General features: G+C 64.7%; 14 protein-coding genes. 6 read left to right on the top strand and 8 right to left on the bottom strand.

What is annotated here, in order from left to right; genetic code table 11:
- Window positions 1-27 precede the first annotated feature (27 nt).
- The 4 genes from nuoL to nuoH form a co-directional block, all read right to left on the bottom strand.
- Window positions 28-2,232 carry an NADH-quinone oxidoreductase subunit L gene (nuoL, locus tag VGN72_16595; protein ID HEV7300988.1) on the bottom strand — a complete coding sequence of 735 codons (2,205 nt, stop codon included), beginning with the start codon at window positions 2,230-2,232 and terminating at the stop codon, window positions 28-30.
- A 93-nt stretch (window positions 2,233-2,325) separates the two neighbouring features.
- Window positions 2,326-2,655 (bottom strand): NADH-quinone oxidoreductase subunit NuoK, encoded by a 330-nt coding sequence (gene nuoK, locus VGN72_16590; GenBank protein ID HEV7300987.1) that lies wholly within the window; start codon window positions 2,653-2,655, stop codon window positions 2,326-2,328.
- Between the two features lie 193 nt (window positions 2,656-2,848).
- Window positions 2,849-3,430: an NADH-quinone oxidoreductase subunit J gene (locus VGN72_16585; GenBank protein HEV7300986.1), complete on the bottom strand. Its 582-nt coding sequence runs from the start codon at window positions 3,428-3,430 to the stop codon at window positions 2,849-2,851.
- A complete protein-coding gene (gene nuoH / locus VGN72_16580) occupies window positions 3,431-4,804 on the bottom strand; it encodes an NADH-quinone oxidoreductase subunit NuoH (GenBank protein ID HEV7300985.1) in 1,374 nt (457 codons plus the stop codon).
- 761 nt (window positions 4,805-5,565) lie between these two features.
- On the opposite strand from nuoH, the gene VGN72_16575 reads away from it, so the two are divergent.
- The 3 genes from VGN72_16575 (at window position 5,566) to VGN72_16565 (ending at window position 8,363) form a co-directional block, all read left to right on the top strand.
- Window positions 5,566-6,495, top strand: a complete 930-nt coding sequence (locus VGN72_16575; GenBank protein HEV7300984.1) for a metallophosphoesterase — start codon at window positions 5,566-5,568, stop codon at window positions 6,493-6,495.
- Window positions 6,496-6,650: 155 nt separating this feature from the next.
- On the top strand, window positions 6,651-7,139 hold the full coding sequence (locus tag VGN72_16570; GenBank protein ID HEV7300983.1) for a tRNA (cytidine(34)-2'-O)-methyltransferase: 489 nt from the start codon (window positions 6,651-6,653) through the stop codon (window positions 7,137-7,139).
- Window positions 7,140-7,337: 198 nt separating this feature from the next.
- The gene (locus VGN72_16565) at window positions 7,338-8,363 is read left to right on the top strand and encodes an HAD family hydrolase (GenBank protein HEV7300982.1); all 1,026 of its coding nucleotides are present in this window, start codon (window positions 7,338-7,340) and stop codon (window positions 8,361-8,363) included.
- A 401-nt stretch (window positions 8,364-8,764) separates the two neighbouring features.
- Here VGN72_16565 and VGN72_16560 read toward each other — a convergent pair whose 3' ends face one another.
- Complete coding sequence (locus VGN72_16560; protein ID HEV7300981.1) at window positions 8,765-9,361, bottom strand: thioredoxin family protein; 597 nt, start codon at window positions 9,359-9,361, stop codon at window positions 8,765-8,767.
- Between the two features lie 16 nt (window positions 9,362-9,377).
- Window positions 9,378-10,238: a protein-disulfide reductase DsbD domain-containing protein gene (locus tag VGN72_16555; protein HEV7300980.1), complete on the bottom strand. Its 861-nt coding sequence runs from the start codon at window positions 10,236-10,238 to the stop codon at window positions 9,378-9,380.
- Between the two features lie 267 nt (window positions 10,239-10,505).
- Between VGN72_16555 and VGN72_16550 the strand changes: the two genes are divergently transcribed.
- Entirely contained in the window at window positions 10,506-11,189 is a 684-nt protein-coding gene (locus VGN72_16550) for an HNH endonuclease (protein ID HEV7300979.1), read from the top strand.
- A gap of 860 nt (window positions 11,190-12,049) precedes the next feature.
- Here VGN72_16550 and VGN72_16545 read toward each other — a convergent pair.
- Window positions 12,050-13,006, bottom strand: a complete 957-nt coding sequence (locus VGN72_16545; GenBank protein ID HEV7300978.1) for a UDP-glucuronic acid decarboxylase family protein — start codon at window positions 13,004-13,006, stop codon at window positions 12,050-12,052.
- 71 nt (window positions 13,007-13,077) lie between these two features.
- Here VGN72_16545 and VGN72_16540 point away from each other — a divergent pair, with 71 nt between their 5' ends.
- A complete protein-coding gene (locus VGN72_16540) occupies window positions 13,078-14,232 on the top strand; it encodes a DNA-binding transcriptional regulator (protein HEV7300977.1) in 1,155 nt (384 codons plus the stop codon).
- Window positions 14,233-14,363: 131 nt separating this feature from the next.
- Here the strand turns inward: VGN72_16540 and VGN72_16535 are convergent, their stop codons facing one another.
- Window positions 14,364-15,659: a phospholipase D-like domain-containing protein gene (locus VGN72_16535; GenBank protein HEV7300976.1), complete on the bottom strand. Its 1,296-nt coding sequence runs from the start codon at window positions 15,657-15,659 to the stop codon at window positions 14,364-14,366.
- Window positions 15,660-15,987: 328 nt separating this feature from the next.
- Between VGN72_16535 and VGN72_16530 the strand changes: the two genes are divergently transcribed.
- Window positions 15,988-17,097 (top strand): Mrp/NBP35 family ATP-binding protein, encoded by a 1,110-nt coding sequence (locus tag VGN72_16530; GenBank protein HEV7300975.1) that lies wholly within the window; start codon window positions 15,988-15,990, stop codon window positions 17,095-17,097.
- Window positions 17,098-17,334: the final 237 nt, after the last annotated feature.

Here is a 17,334-nt window from a genome sequence, read left to right as displayed (position 1 = left end):
GCCCGCGAGACCGCAGGCGATCACCCATTACGTTCCGATCAGGTAGACGGCGATCGCCAGCGCGAACGTCGCCAGGAGCAGCAGCGCCGTCACGTACAGGCGAATGCGCCCCGCCTGCGGCGCCCGGACGGCGGCGCCGATGTTCAGGGCAGCTTCACCGGCGCCGGTGACGGCGCGGTCAACGAGATAGCGGTCGGCGAGGCCCGCCAGCGTCGATAGGTGCCGCGTTAGCCCGGCCACTCCGTTCACGACGCCGTCCACCACGTACTTGTCGAACGCGCTGCACAAAAACGCGACCGTGCGCGCAACGCTGACGAAGATCGCGCGGTAAAGCCGGTCGATGTAGAACGCATTTTCGAGAAACGTCATCGCGTGGCGCACCGGCGCGATGCGCGCCAGGTGCTGCGTGAGCGCATACCCGCGGAAGTAGACTGCGATCGCCAGCCCGATGCCGACGGCGAAGGCCCAGTAGGCCCACAGGTGCTCCAGCGCCGCGGCGACCTCGAGCGTGTCGGGGACCGTGTCGGTCTCGGGCTGATCGGCCTCGGGGATGGCGTTGGACTCCGCGTTGCCGCGCGTGCGGAGGTCGGTCGGCAGCACGACCGGCCAGTGACTGTCAAACCCGGCGAAGCGCGCCGGTGGCGCCAGCGGCGCGACGCGGCCCGACTCGATGTAGCGCGTCGCCTCGCGGATGGACCCGTTCAGGAAGTGCCCCACCCCAATGTGCGGCCCGGCGATGATCGACATCATCGCCAGCCCGAGCAACGGCGTGTAGATCACCCACGATTCCTGCGCGTCGTTGTACAGCCGCACGTTGCGCGGTCGACCGGCGAAGGTCAGCATCCAGCAGCGCGCCATGTAGAACGCCGTCAAAAACGCCACAGCCGTCGGGAGGATGAACAGCAACCAGTTCGCCCACGCGCGTCCTTCCCCCTCGGCCGCAATACCGTACGCGGCCGCGTGGGTCAGGATCATCGACTTACTGTAATACCCACTGAAGAACGGCGTGCCCGCGATCGCGATCACGCCAATCGCAAACGCCAGCGACGTGATCGGCAACCGCCGCGACAGCCCGCCGTACTGGCGCATGTCCTGCTCGTGGTGCATCGCGTGAATCACGCTGCCGGCCCCCAGGAACAGCAGCGATTTGAAGAACGCGTGCGTCACCAGGTGGAACAGCGCCCCCACCCAGCTGCCGATGCCGATTGCCAGGATCATGTAGCCCAGCTGCGACATCGTGCTGTAGGCCAGCACGCGCTTGATGTCGTTCTGCACGAGCGCCACGAGCGCGCCGAAGGTCAGCGTCGTCACGCCGACAATTGCGATGACGAGCTTGGCGTCGGGCGTGAGCATCGGGAAGACACGGGCCATCAAATAGACGCCGGCAGCGACCATCGTCGCGCTGTGGATCAGCGCGCTGACCGGCGTCGGGCCCTCCATCGCGTCGGCGAGCCACGTGTGCAGGGGAATCTGCGCGCTCTTGCCGACGGCGCCCAGGAACAGGCACAAACCAATGATGGTGAGCGTGAGATAGCTGAATCCACCCGCGGCCGCGTCGGTGGGCGCCATCGTCCCCGCGCCGCCTAGTTGCATCCACAGCAACGGCAGCGACGTGTGACACAGGTGGTACACCAGCAGGCCGATGCCGACCAGGAACCCCACGTCGCCCACGCGGTTCATGATGAACGCCTTCATCGCGGCGTTGCTGGCGCTCTTGCGCTCGTACCAGAAGCCGATCAGCAGGTAGCTGCACAATCCGACCAGTTCCCAGAACACGAACATCTGCAGCAGCGTGCCCGCGGTGATCAGGCCCAGCATGCTGAAGCAGAACAGGCCCAGGTAGGCGAAGAAGCGGTGGAAGCGCGCATCGTCGGCCATGTAGCCGAGGCTGAAGATGTGGACGAACGTCGCGACCGTCGTGATGGTCGCGAACATCGCGATGGTCAGGCTGTCGATGTAAACGCCCACGTCGAGGTACGACTCGCCGCCCATCGGCAGCCAACGCAGGAACTGCACGACCGGCCCCTGACCGGACCCGTACGGGCTGTCGGGCGGCACGTTCAACCACATCGCCATCGCGACGAGGCTCGCCGTCATGCTGCCAGCGATGAAGACCGTCCCCACCACGCCGGCCAGCGGTCGCCCCATGCGCTTGCCAAGGCCCATGAGCAACCCCGCCGAGATCAACGGCAGCAGCGTCGCGAGCAGGAGCAGGAGTGCGGGGGTGGGCATGGTAATCGGTGCTGTAGGGGCAGGCCTCTGTGCCTGCCCGACTTGGGTGCTCGCAGACAAAGGCACGGGCGGGCACGGAGGCCCGCCCCTACGTCATCCTCTCATCTCCGTCGCGCGTTCGACGTCGACCGTCGCGAAGTTGTTGTAGAAGTTCAGGAAGATCGCCAGCGCCACCGCGGCCTCGGCGGCGGCGATGACGATGATGAAGATCGCGAAGATCTGGCCGGTCAGCAGCGGTTGCGCCGGCGTGCCGGGATGTTGAAAGTAGTTGAACGCCACCAGGTTGATGTTGGCCGCGTTCAAGACCAGTTCCACGCCCATTAGGATGCCGATCGCGTTGCGCTTCAGCATGATCGTGAGCACCCCGGCCGCGAAGATGGTCGCGGCGAGCACGAGGTAATGGGTGAGGGTGATGGTCAGCATCGTTCGCAATCAAGTTGGGACGGGCGACTTCCTGCCCCTCTCCCGGTACTCCGGGAGAGGCTGGGTGAGGGTGCATTTCGAGTGACGAGCAGCTCGGAACTTGCAATGGCCGGCGCGTTCGCAGTTCGAAATCACCCTCACCCTAACCCTCTCCCGGCGTACCGGGAGAGGGGACCGGAGGGCTCTCCACAATTCAACTCGTCTCCCGCCTCCCTCTTGCCAGATACGCGGCGCCGATCATCACGGTCAGCAGCAGCACGCTCGCCAGTTCGAACGGTATCAGGTAGTCGCCCAGCAACGCCTGGCCCAGGTTCGACAGCGCGTAAGGATCGTGTTCGGTCTGCGCGACCACCGGCGACGGATTGGCGCTCGTCCATCGCGTGATGGCGAGCGTCAGCGTGCCAAGCAGCACGGCGGCGATCAGGATCGCCAGCACGTACTCGCCGCGCTTCGGTTGGAAGCGGCTGACGGCCTTGCGGCTGGTCAGCATCACGCCGAAGATCATCAAAATCAGCGTGCCACCGGTGTAGATGACCAGCTGCACCGCTGCCAGGAACTCGGCGTTCAGCAGGAAGTACAGGCCGGCGATCCCCACCAGAGCGAACATCAGCGCCACCGCCATCCGCACGATGTTCTTCGAGAACGCCACCGTCAGCGCGGCCCCCACGCAAAAGAGCGCGAACGCGTAGAACAACGCCGCGCCCGCGAGCGAGCCGGCAGGCTGGGCCGCGGGGGCGTTGGCTTGGGCGAGGATGTCGAGGGCGATCGGCAGCATCTACGGAACCGGGATCGGCGCGGGGTCGGTCAGGCGCTTCTTATGTCGACGGCCAGGGTCCAGCCCGCGGGCGTGGACGATCCAGAAGACGATCGTGCCGATGACCGCCCCACCCAGGTTGGCCAGGATCATCTGCGCCACGAACGCCCCCAGCGAGCCGGCGACCGACCAGTCGCGCGGCAGGTAGGGGTTGAAGTCGCGCCACGGCACGCCCGGCATCGGCGCGATCAGCAACTGCCACAACGCCGTGCCCAGCAACAGCACGCACGTTAGCGGCAACAGCACCTTGATGCACGTGTACAGCACCTGATCGATCCGCGGCCGGGGCAGCGTCCACCTTAGCCACATCTGCACGAAGACCAGCAGGATGCACTTGCCGACGAAGATGCCCACCCCCACCACGTTCAACAACAGCAATGGCCACGCACTGGCGAGCGTCGGGTTCGCCTGCCACGCAGGGCGCCAGGCGGCGTCGAAGTAGCCGATGAGCCCCAGCGGGTCGTGCCAGCCGCCCAGGAACAGCCCCACCTGAATCCCGGCCACCACGAACATGGCCGCGTACTCGGCGAAGAAGAAGAACGCGAACCGCATCCCCGAGTATTCCGTGTGATACCCCGCCACCAGCTCCGAGTCGCTTTCCGGCAAATCGAACGGCGCCCGCTTGTTCGACGCCAGCGACGCGATGAAGTAGACGACGAAGGCCCCCATGGCGAACGGGTTCTGAAACACCAGCCAGGTGTGAATGCCGCCGCCCTGCAAATGCCCCAGCTGCACCATGTTCAGCGTGCCGGCCGCCATCACACCCACGATGATCGACAACCCCAGCGGCACCTCATAGCTCACGATCTGGCACGCCTCGCGCATCGCGCCGTACAGGCTCCACTTGTTGTTGCTCGACCACCCCGCCAGGATCACGCCGATCACCTCGATCGCCATCATCGCCAAAATCCAGAACACCCCCGCGCTCAGCCGCGGTTCGAAGGTCATGTCCGGCCCGAACGGCAGCGCGAGGAAGACGGCGAAGACGGGGATGAACGCCAGGTACGGCGCGATCTTGAACAGGACGGCATCCGCCCCGGCCGGCCGCAGGTCTTCTTTGGTGATCAGCTTGATGCCGTCGGCGAAGCTCTGCAGGATGCCGATCGGCCCCACCCGGTTCGGCCCCGGCCGGCTCTGGATGCGCCCGGCCACCTTGCGTTCCCACCAGATGCCCAGCACCGCGATCAACAGGATGCTCGGCACGAAGACGAACATCGCCACCGCGACGCCGAAGACCGTGCGCGTCATCAGCGTGTTGGGCAGGTCGAGCGAGTCGAAGACCAACCGGTGCACGATGCCGTCCGCGAGCGCAAGTTGGAAGGACGGCCACACCATATAAGACGCATCGCCCGGTCACGCATCCGCCACACAGGCCCCCAAACCGTCGCGTTGTAGCGGTTGACGGGAACGGGTGTCAAGGCGGCGCCGCATGAACCCACCGCCCCCGCGCCCGATAACCCACCCGCCCCGCCCCGTCCGAGAAAATCCCCCCTTCCGAGCCACCCGACGCCTCAACGCCTTCCCCACCCCCTCACCCGGTCAACATGTCGGCCCGCATGAACGATTCATGGGCCCCCATGAGCCATCCATGGGCCCCCATCAGTGACTCATGTGCCCCCATGAGCCATCCATGGGCCCCCATCAGTGACTCATGTGCCCCCATGAGCGACTCATGTGCCCCCATGAGTGACCCATGTGCCCCCATGGGTCGTTCATGTACCCCCATCAGTCGCTCAGGTGCCCTCTTGGGTGACTCAGGTGCCTCCCTCGATGACTCAGATGCCTTCCTCGATGACTCAGGCGGCCTGCTTGGTCGATCGGAATGCCGCTCGGCGTTCATGGCAGCGAGGCAGTTCTCCTAGAGCGTGTTAGGCACTTTCGGGGTCAGTAACGCAGGCGTGCGATGCTGGGTGCCACGGTTTGGTACTCCAAGCCGTGTCTGCGTGTACCGGCACGGCTTGGAGTACCAAACCGTGGCACCCAAGCCAGCTTCTGATCTGGAAAGTGCATAACACGCTCTAGGCTCCCATCGGGATGACAATGGCGCGCGCCAGGCGACAGGTGTCTGGTCCACCAGCCTTAAGGCTCCGCTCGGCATGACAGCTGCAAGCGGCCCACACCGGCATCGCATCACACCATCCGCACTCCGCACGCCCCATTCCGCAATCCGCAATCCCCCTCCACCTTCCCCCCTTCCCGCTCTTGCTCTATCTTTCCCACGGATGCGTTGGATCATCGGTGACATACACGGCATGCTGCGACCGCTCGAGGCGCTGCTGAGCGCGATCGCGCGGCAGGATGCGCACGCGCAGCTGTTCTTCACCGGCGACTACGTCAACCGCGGGCCGGCCAGTTGCGGGGTGATCGATCGGCTGCTGTCGCTGCGGGGCGCGCGGTTCATCCGTGGCAATCACGACGACATCTTCCAGCTCATCCTGACCGGCCAATGCTTCGCCGACAACGATGCCACGAACGACCCATCGCTGGCGGTGCGGTGGTTTCTGGAGTTCGGCCTGGCCGAGACGCTGACCAGCTACGGCATCGACGCGCCGGAGCTGCGCGAGATTCGCCGCGACCCCGCCGCCGGCCTGGCGCGCATCCGCAATGCGGTGCCGGACCGGCACAAGGCGTTCATCCAGAACTTGCCGCCGGTGATCGAACAGGACGACTTCTTCATCGCCCACGCTTACTGGTACCCGAACGACCTGACGCCCGAGGCGCCGCTGCCCCCCCGGCTGACCACCAACGCGCGGGCCCGCCGCGACGTCGTCTGGACGCGCTTCGCCGAGCGGCAGATTACCGACGACAAGACGTGGTCGCGCACCGGCTACTTCGGCCACACGCCGACGCCGTTCTATCACAACCTGCTGCTGCAACCGTTCCACCCGATCCGCGGCCCCCACGTCACCCTGGTCGACACCGCCGCCGCCACCGACCCGCGGGGAAGACTGACGGCGTTCTGCCACGAGACGGAGAAGTTCATTCAGGCGGATCGGGAAGGGGCGATTGTGTATCAGGGCGGGTGAAGAATGACCAATGAGCAAACCAGAATGACCAATGAATGACCAAGCACCAATGAACAATGAAGACGGGAACCTGACTTGGGTATTGGTCATTGGTGATTGATTGGTCATTCTGGTTTGGTCATTGGTCATTCAATCCCCCTGCCCGCGAAGACCGAATGTCGAAAGCTTCTTCAATCCTCCCGCCCCACTCGACCAAGGTCGCGCTCCTGCGGCCCCAGATCGCCCCGAACACCGGCAACATCGCCCGCATGTGCGTGGCCACGGGCACGGAACTGCACCTCGTGCGGCCGTTGGGGTTCATCCTGTCGGACAAGCAGTTGAAGCGCAGCGCGATGGACTACTGGCCACGCCTGAAGCTCACCGTCCACGACGACGCCGCGGCGTTCCTGGCCGCGGTGGGTGACGGGCGGATGTGGCTGTTCACCACCAAGGCCGACCGCGGCCTCTGGCAAGCGGACTTTCGCGACGGCGACTGGCTCGTCTTCGGCAGCGAGACGCACGGCATCGACGATGACGTCTTATCGCGCTTTCCCGATCAGACGCTCCGCATTCCACAAGCCGCGGGAGAACGCTGCCTGAACCTCTCGACCGCTGCGGGGATCGGGTTGTACGAGGCGCTGCGCGCGACGCAGGCTCAACGCTAAATGGAGTCCTCCTTCTTGCCCCCTCTCCCGCGTACGCGCGCGGGGGAGGGCTGGGGAGGGGGCTCTGCACGTCTTCGTGATGCGTGGCGCTCGGCCCCCTCCCTAACCCTCCCCCGGCGTACCGGGAGAGGGGACCGGAGTCCCAAACCTTCTGTAAATTTGCCCACGGCAACGCCCATCGGTTCTAATCCGGTCGTCATGAAGCGTCCCGCCATCTTCTTCGATCGAGACAACACGCTGATCGCCTGCGACGCGTACCTTGGCGACCCCGCGAAGGTCGTGCTGGTCGACGGCGCCGCCGCCGCGGTGGCGCGGACGCGGCAACTGGGGTACGCGGCGATCGTCGTCAGCAACCAGAGCGGTGTGGCGCGCGGCATGTTCGACGAGGACGCCGTCCACGCCGTCAACGCACGGCTGGATGAACTGCTGCTGGGCAGCCACCCCGGCGCGGTCATCGATCGCCACGCCTTCTGCCCGTATCACCCCGACGGCACTGTTGAGGAATATCGCCACGACAGCCAGTTGCGCAAGCCCAAGCCCGGCATGATCCTGGAGGCCGCCCGCACGCTGGCCTTGGACCTTTCCCGCAGTTGGGTGGTCGGCGACGCCCCGCGCGATATCGAGGCCGGCATTGCGGCCGGTTGCCGCACGGTGCTGTTCAGCGCGCCGGGCCTGTCCAAGTCCCCCGCGGCCGAGCAGGAGATGACCGTTCGGCCGGAACACATCGCGACCACGCTGAAGGAGGCGATCGAGTACATCGAGCGCCACCCCACCCTGCCCGCCGACACATCGCACCCGGCCGACCACGATGCCCCCGCGGTCGACCACGAACGCAGCTTCCCCCCACCGTCACAACCGGCCGCGGGCTCACCGTCACCGGCGATCCGCATGCTCGCCCAACCCATGGTCACCGGCTCCGGCAAACCCACCGCTGCGCTACCCGCAGCCGCCACTTCGGGGCAAGTGTCGACCGCGACGCCCCCCGCCAGCTCGGCGAAGCTGGAACTGCTGGCCGAGCAGATATTGCATGAACTGAAGCGCCAGCGGGAACAGCCCGACCACGACTTCTCCGTCCCCAAGCTACTGGCCGGCATCGTCCAGATCCTGGCGCTGGGCGCGCTGCTCTACGCCTACCTGAACCCCGACCAACGCGTCGACGCCTTGCTCGCCGCCATCGCTTTGCAACTGCTCACCGCCACGCTGCTGCTGATGTCGCGGCGGTAGATGCAGAAGGAAATGCTTCACCGCGGAGACGCGGAGGACGCTTCGCCCGTGGCATGGGCGTCCCGCCCATGCGTTTTGACTGGAACGAGAAATGCAATTTGCAGGCCGTTGCGCCGACCATGCCGCTGCAATTAATCTTGTCTTCCGGCGTCACGACAAGCATGGGCGAGACGCCCATGCCACGGTAAAGCCAACCGCGACGAAAATCTTTGACACGCTCCCCGGAAAACGACCATCGCGACACTCTCCTCGAGAGCACAACTCCAAGCTACTCCTCCCCCTCCCTCTGTCTCCGCGCTCTCCGCGTCTCCGCGGTCGTATTGCTTCCAAAACGAGAAAGACCTCCTGACGTGTCAGGAGGTCCTTCGCATCAATCGTCTCAAGCTAGCGGTCGGTAAGCCTTACTTGGCGTACTTCACGCTGCAGCCGTAAGGCTTGGTTTCGGCCTTGGTGACTGGCTTGTCGGCCAGCACTTCGTCCAGGGCCTTGGCGACGTGGTTCTCGGCCGAGGCGATGCTGCTCGTCTCGCTGTCGCTGTTGTTGTCGATGGCGCCCTTGTACAGCACCTTGCCGTCGGTGCCGATGACGAACATGTCAGGGGTCGTCTTGGCGCCGTAGGCCTTACCGGTGGCGCCGCTGGCGTCGTTCAGGATCGGACGGTCGATCGACCACTTCTCGGCGATCGACTTGTTCTTGTCGTTGGCCGTGAAGTTCGACGAGTTCACCGCCAGCCACACGACTTCCTTGCCTTCGTACTGCTTGGCCAGGGCGTTCATGTGCCCTTCCTTGTAGTGCTTCTGCACGTACGGGCACTCGTCGTTGAACCATTCCAGCACCACGACCTTGCCGGCGTAGTCGCTCAGCGAGTGGGTCTTGCCGTTCTGGTCTTCCAGCGTGAACGACGGCGCCATATCGCCGACCTTCACGTCCGCCTTGGCGAAGTTCGCCACGAAACCAACCATCATCAATGCCGCCACGAACAAATTTACGCTACGCATACGAGAGTCTCCTTCTCTATTTTGCCTCTGCCAGGGCTGCCAGCGGCACATCGATGCCGCGGCGATTACCGTCTTGGCCCACGTAGGCGACCGTCGCCACGAGGGATTTGAAATCTGTAGGGGTATCGCTGCTGAACGGCCGAGCGGTAAACGTGACGGTCGACGAATCGCCGTTGTGTTCGACCTTCGCCTCGCTGAACTCGACGTCGCCGGTCGGTGGGGCAAACCACTCGACGTTCTGCACGGGCTTGGTCCAGCGCAGTTCCACAACGTACTGGTCGTTCGCTTGCTTTCGAACCGACGCGATCTTGCCGTCCACCAGCACCTCGGCCGGTGCCGTGGGCACCCGGGCGGCCCATTCCTGGAACAGCGATTCATGGGCCGGCGGGGCGGATCCACCAGTAGCCGCCACGGGCAAGCTCAGCGCGACGGTGGCCCGGCCGGGGATGCAGACGTCCTTGCAGACCAGCCACGACACGTTCGCGGTCAGCGGTACGGGCGAGCCGGTCGATAGGTTGCCCGGGGGCGTGAGGGTCGCCAGCAGCATCACCTCGTCTTCGTATCCATATCCGACGATGTCGCCCGGCTGCATGAACCGCGTGGGCACCGGAAAGCGCAAATCGCCCGCAGTAAACCCCTCGGGCAGGTTCCAATTCACTTTGACGGGCTGGCCGGAATCGCCCGGGTTCAGCCAGTAAGTATGCCAGTGCGGCGTCATCTTCAACCGCACGCCCACCGTGAACGGCTTGCCGGGCGCAATGTTCGAGACGTCGGCCAGCAGGTCGGCCTGCACGTGCTTGGCCTTGGGCGACGCGGCGTGGGCGGTGCCCAGCGTGATGGTGGTGAACAGGGCAAGGATGGCGATGAATCGCATCATAAACTTCCGGTTCCGGCTGAACGCCCAACGCGCAAGGAATAACGTCCTCAACCTTAGCCAGGTCCACTGACTCTACGCGCACAGGTATAACGTGTCGCACCCCTCAAAAATTTGTTTTTAGTTAGATCGCACCGGTCCCGGCCGTTTTGTGTGGCCTTTGTATGGACGGCGGGCTAGAATTTGCGTCCGACCGCGGGCGGGAATTGTGGGTCCATCAGTGGCCCGTTCACGCCATCCGATTTGCGCAAAGCGAGGTTCAGCGTCCCTATGAACCTGGAATCAAGCCACCCCTTCGGTGCCAGTCCACTGGCAAACGTAGTCTCCGCGTTAAACGCGAACGTGCTGGTGCTGAACAAGCACTACCAGGCGATCCGCGTCATCAACGTCCGCCGCGCGTTCGCGATGTTGTGCAAGGACCTGGCCGAGGTCGTCCATATCGACACCGACGCCGCCGGGCAATCGCGCTGGACGAACATGGACTTTACGGAGTGGACCGAGCTCAGCCAGTTGAAGGCCGAGTTTGAGCCCGAGGAGTACGATTGGATCCACACCGTGCGGCTCCAGATCGCGGTGCCGCGCATCATCCGGCTGGTGGGTTACGATAAGCTGCCCCGCCAGGACGTGAAGTTCAACCGCCGAAACATCTACGCGCGCGACGGCAGCAAGTGCCAGTACTGCGGTAAGAAGTTCAGCACCACCGAACTGTCGCTGGACCACGTGAAGCCCAAAAGCCAGGGCGGCAAGGCCAGCTGGGACAACATCGTCTGCTGCTGCGTGAAGTGCAACGTGAAGAAAGGCGGCCGCACGCCCGAGCAGGCGAAGATGCACCTGATCACCAAGCCGATCAAGCCGAAACGCAGCCCGGTCATCAGCATCCGGTTGGCCGACGCGCGGTATTCCAGTTGGAAGACGTTCCTGGACAACGCCTACTGGACCGTCGAGCTGAAGTGATCTTTCAGCGGTGACGCCCATTCCGAGCAACGCCCCAGGGGCAGGCCACCCGGCCCGCCCCTGTTCTCGTCTGGCCCGCGGCTTCCCCTCTTCTGTAGGACAGGCATTCCTGCCTGTCTCTCCCCCTGTCCGCCTCTCCCCCCGTATTCTCTCTGCCTCTCTTCTGTGGCACAGGCATTCTTGCCTGTGTCTCTTCTGTCTTTGCCTTTGCTGGTGGGACGGACATTCTTATCTGTCTCTCCTGTGTCTTATGCCTTTGGTCCGGCGGACATCTTCGTCTGCCGCGCGGCGCTAGCCGCGATTAGGCAGAGGAAGAGACGCGAAGTCGCGAAGGCGCGAAGTAGGATGCGAAGAAATGCGGAGCGCGTTGCGCTGGTTCCACCTCAATCGCGCAGCGCGTCCGTAGAGATGGATAGCGTGATCTTTGACAACCGAATAGCTGACGTGCGAGCCGTCGTGGCCCCCCATCGTCCTCACCTGATGGTGCACAATGGTGCAAAATGGTGCACAAATTCGCGTTTTGCGTTACCCAGACCGCCGTCCCGACACGAGGCCGCGTTCCCTTTTCGATCCTCCTTCGCGTCTTGCTTCGCGCCTTCGCGCCTTCGCGTCTCTTTTGCATCTGTGACGGCGCAACGCATGAGAAGAGACACAGGCAAGAATGCCTGTGCCACAGAAGAGAGGCAAAGCGAATACGGGGGGGGGAGAGGCAGACGGGGGGAGAGACAGGCAGGAATGCCTGTCCTACAGAAGAGCGATACCACGCATTAAGCATCAACCGCCGCACCTATAGCGCATGAAAAAGCGGAAGCCGGTGGGTGAGTCCGGCTTCCGCCTTGGCAGTTCCGCCAGGGTCAGCCTTACGCCGCCACGTGGGGCTTCTTCGCGAGGGTGTCGCGGTAGAACTCGATCATCTTGCCGAGACCTTCGGTGCGGGTGACCACCGGTTCCCAGCCGAGGATCGCCTTGGCGCGGCTGATGTCGGGCTTGCGGACCTTCGGATCATCGGGCGGCATCGCCTGGTGAATGATCTTGCTCGTGCTTTCGGGGATCAGCGCCAAGATCTCCTTGGCGATATCCAGGATCGTCAGCTCGTTCGGGTTGCCGAGGTTGATCGGCTCGACGAAGTCGCTCTCCATCGTCAGGTTGATGCCGCGGACGAGGTCAGAGACGTAGCAAAGGCTGCGCGTCTGCATGCCATCGCCGAACACGGTGAGCGGCTCGTTGTTCAGCGCCTGACGGATGAAGCTGATGACCACGCGGCCGTCGTAGGGGTCCATGCGCGGGCCGTAGGTGTTGAAGATGCGGATGAGCCGGGTGGCCACGCCGCGCTCGCGGTGGTAGGCCATCGTGCAGGCCTCGCTGAAACGCTTGGCCTCGTCGTACATGCTGCGCATGCCGATCGGGTTCACGTTGCCCCAGTAGCTCTCGGGCTGCGGGTGGACGGCCGGGTCACCGTAGCACTCGGACGTGCTGGCCATGAGGAAGCGACCCTTCTTCTGCTCGGCCAGTTCCAACAGCTTCCAGGTGCCCTCGCTGTTGACCTTCAGCGTGGCGATCTGGTGCTTCACGTAGCCGATCGGGCTGGCCGGGCTGGCCATGTGGTAGATGCGGTCGACGGGGCCGTCGATGGCGACAGAGTCGATCACGTCGCGCTTGATGAACGTGTACTTCTTGTTGCCTTCGAGGTGCTTGATGTTCTCGGGCTTGCCCGTGATGAAGTTATCCATGCCGACGACCTCGTGTCCCTGCCCAAGCAGGAGGTCGGTCAGATGGGACGCCAGGAAGCCAGCCGCACCGGAGATAAGAATTCGCATGGTGAGAAACATACATTGCAAACGCACGCGTGACGATTGAACTTTCCGCCGAAGCTTTTTAACTTTGCGACATGGCCAAAGCCTCGCCAGCACGGTTACCGGACGCCGCGACACCCTCGGTGGGCCGCGCAAAGCGCATTGCCGTCATGGTCAACAACATGGGTGGTTACTCGCGCGGCGTGTTGCGCGGGATCTCCAGCTTTGCCTTCACGAAGTCGTGGGAATGCAAGGTCCAAGGGGTAAACAGCTGGGGCGGGTTGGATTCCCCTGCGGAATTTGACGGTTGGATCGTGCAGGCGTTGTCGCCCGACATTGCGGCCGACCTCCACCGGGCCGGTGTGCCGGTGGTCAACATCTCCAGCGCCCTCGGCGAGGCGGACATGCCCTCCGTGGTCGCCGACGACCTGTCGGTCGGCCGCACCGGGGCCGACTATTTCCTGCGCCTGGGCTTCCGCAGCTTCGCGTTCTACTCGCCGGTCGATCGACAGTTCGCGAGATTGCGACACAAGGCCTTTTCGCAGCGATTATCGGAAACCAACAATAGCAACGAGCTGATCGCGACCGAGGCCGACCTGTCGACCGCGCTGTTCCGCCTGCCGCGCCCCCTGGCCGTAATGGCGGCGACGGACTCGGCGGCGCTGGCGGTGCTCGACCAGTGCCGCGCGCACCGGGTGAAGGTACCCGACGAGGTCGCGATCCTGGGCGTCGACAACGACGACCTCATTCAGAGCCTGGCCTTCCCGCCGCTCTCCAGCATCAATATGGCGACCGACCGCATCGGCTTCGAGGCGGCGGCGCTGCTGGAGCGCATGCTGTCGGGCGAGCGCGTGCCGCCAAGCCGGATGCAGATCCCCCCCACCGGCATCATCACGCGGCAATCGACCGACGTGCTGGCGATCAACGACCGCGACGTCGCCGCCGCCGTGCGATACATCCGGGACCACGCCGCGGCCAATATTTCGGTCGACGATGTGTCGCGCTCGGTCGTCATCTCGCGCCGCCAGCTCGAGCGCCGGTTCCGCGCCGTGCTGGGCCGCAGCGTGTTCGACGAGATCAAGCGATGTCGGATCGAGCGCGCCAAGCAACTGCTGAGCGAGACGGAACTGACGATCCCCCAGATCGCCACCGCCAGCGGGTTCTCGACGGCCAGCTATTTCACCGTGGTGTTCGGGGATGAGGTGGGCAACACGCCGGGGGCATATAGGAAGCAGGTAAGGGGGCGGTGATTCAGTTCCCTCTCCCGGTACTCCGGGAGAGGGTTAGGGTGAGGGTGATTTCGCACTGCTGACGATACTCGGAAGTACGAATCACCCTCACCCAGCCTCTCCCGGCGTACCGGGAGAGGGGCAAGAGAAACTCACAACAGGTATCGCGCCCGGCTGACCATCCACTGGATCATCCGATCCCGGTACGGCCGCGAGCGCCACACGTCGGGGTCGATCCGGTGGGCGTAGCGGACGTCGTTGTCGAACAAATCGCGCATCTGCTGGCCGAACTCGGCGTTACGAATGATGGCCGACAGTTCGAGGTTGAACTCGATGCTGCGCGTGTCCAGGTTCGCCGAGCCGACGATCGACGTGTAGCCGTCGACGCACATCGTCTTGGCGTGCAGCACGACGCCCTGGCGCTCGTAGATCTCGATGCCGGCGTCCATCAGGCGCTCGTAGAACGAGCGGGCCGCGATGATCAGCGCCTTCACGTCGCTGCGGCTGGGCAGCATTAGTCGCACCCGCGCGCCGCGCTTGGCGGCCTTCAGCAGCGCGCCGACCAGGTCGTCGTCGGGCGCGAAGTAGGCCATCGTCATGTCGATGCTCGTGCGCGCGTTCGTCAGCAAGTCGACGAAGAACGGTCGCAGCGGGCTGTGGATCGTCGGCACGCTCGCCAGCACACCGAAGTCACCCTCGCGCAGGTTGCAGCGGTATTCCGCCCGGCGGATCGGCCCGCCGTGCACACCGTAGTTCCAGGCCCGCGCGAAGGCGTGCAGCAGTTGCCGCACCGCCGGCCCGCGCACGCCGATCGCGTTGTCGCGCCACGGGTCGCACTTGGTCTTGCTCTTGATCACCCAAGACCCGGCATACTCCTGGCCGACGTTCAGCCCGCCCATGCCGGCGACGTCGTCGTCGCAGATGAGCACCTTGCGATGGTCGCGGTTCAACGGCCGCCAGCTCGAGTTGCCCTCCCACGGGCGGAACGGGTGGAACTCGTGAACGCGCACGCCGGCGCGGCGCATACGGTCGAACATCGCCGGCTTTTCCCGCCATAGCACCGCGGGCGTCAGCGAGCCGAACGAGTCGAAGATGACGAAGACCTTCACCCCCAGCTGGGCGCGCTGGCAGAGCAAATCGGCGAACGTGTGGCCCGTCTCGTCGTCGGCAAAGATGTACGACTGCAGGCAGATGCGGCGCTTCGCCTGGCGGATGGCGTTCAGGCCCGCGTGCAGCGCCTCGCCGTCCTTGTACAGTCGGACGTGCGATCCGTCGGCCAGCTCGACCGGTTCGGGCACGATCCACCCGTCGTCGTCGCTGCCCGGCCGAATGTTGACGCCCGAACTGGTGCCCGCCTCGCCATCGTGCGGCCCGGCGCAGTCGGCCACGGGCAACGCCGTGGCGGCTTGCCAGGTGGTGTCGGGATTTGCCTCTTCCGCGGTCGGCATGGGTTTATCATATGGGCTGGGCTCGCGTCGGGTATGGTAAAATCGACTTGTCCCATAAGAAGTTGTGCGATCGGCCGAGCCTGCGCCGTTGGGATCCTGCGGAGTTCTTCGACAGGTATTCCGCTCCGCACGTAGCATGGGCGTCCCACCCACGCCTGTGGTGAGGCCAGAAGTCTTATTAGTGGATTACCGTTCGAGCGGCGCTGTCGGCCACTAATCGCGACGCTCGTTCCAATCCGCAGGCGTGGGCGAGACGCCCATGCTACGTGAAGAGCCCCGCATAATGCCGCACGGTTCCATCCTCGCTCACGTGCCCTATAATCGCGGCATGGCCATTGATCGCGAACAAGTCATCGCCGCGTTGCGGACGGTGCAGGACCCGGAACTGTACAAGGACATCGTCACGCTGAACCTCGTGAAGGAGGTCGTGGTCGACTGCGACGCCGTCCGCATCACGCTGGAGCTGGCGTCGGCGGTGGGACAGCAGCAGATCGAGCGCAGCGTGCGGGCGGCGCTGGACAAGATCAACGCCGGCAACGTGCAGCTGAACATCACCGCCCGCCCGCCGAGCGCCCGACCCGGTGGCGGCCAGTCGCCCGCGGCGGGACCCGCCGCGCCGGGGCAGGGCGCGCGCAGCGTGCTGCCACAGGTGAGGACGATCATCGCCGTCGGCGCGGGCAAGGGGGGCGTGGGCAAGAGCACGGTCGCCGTCAACCTCGCTGTTGCACTGCAGCGCACCGGCGCGCGCGTCGGCCTGATGGATGGCGACATCTATGGCCCGTCGCTCCCCACCATGCTGGCGATCAAGGGCCAGGCCCCCCGCGTGCGGGGCAACAAGATGCTGCCGTTCCAGGTCCACGGCCTGCACGTCGTTACCATCGGCGCGCTCGTGGAAGAAGACAAGCCCCTCATCTGGCGCGGCCCCATGGCTCACGGCGCGTTCAAGCAACTGCTGCTGGATAACACCGAATGGCCCGATTTGGACTACCTCGTTGTCGACCTGCCCCCCGGCACCGGCGACGTGCCGCTCACGCTCTGCCAGTTGCTGTCGATCACCGGCGCGGTGGTCGTCGCCACGCCGCAGCAGGTGGCGCTGGACGACGCCATTCGCGCGGTGCGCATGTTCCAACAGCTTGGCGCACCAGTGCTGGGCATGATCGAAAACATGAGCTACTTCATCGATGAATCTGGCCGCGAACACGACATCTTCGGTCGCGGCGGCACCGAGCGCGTCGCGGGCCAACTGGGCATGCCGTACCTGGGCGCCATCCCGATGTTCACCGAACTGCGCGTCAACAGCGACACCGGCCGACCCCACGCCAACTTCGAGGGGAACCCGAAGCTGAAGGACTCGCTGGAGGCCGTCGCGACCCGGCTGGCCGAAGAAGTCGCCCGGCAGAACGCGCAGGCAAAGGGGCCGACGCTGACGATCTCGTGAGCCATTGCGGCACCCACGTCAGCCGTCATCCCGATGGGAGGCTTGCCGACCTGAGGGATCTCCCACGGCGCGCATTGTGAGTTAGTCGAGATCCCTCAGGTCGCCAAGGCTCCCATCGGGATGACAAGTGCGCCCGAGGCTACAGAAGGAGTGAGTGTCGAGTGCCAGCAAGCGTGCAGGTTCCTCTGCAAAAGTCATCCTTTCCGCCCTCGCGCCCGTGCCTGCATCGACTACGAT

Source organism: Tepidisphaeraceae bacterium, assembly GCA_035998445.1.
Classification (GTDB): domain Bacteria; phylum Planctomycetota; class Phycisphaerae; order Tepidisphaerales; family Tepidisphaeraceae; genus DASYHQ01.
Note: the sequence above shows the minus strand (reverse complement) of the source record. Positions and strands in the feature narration are given on the sequence as shown.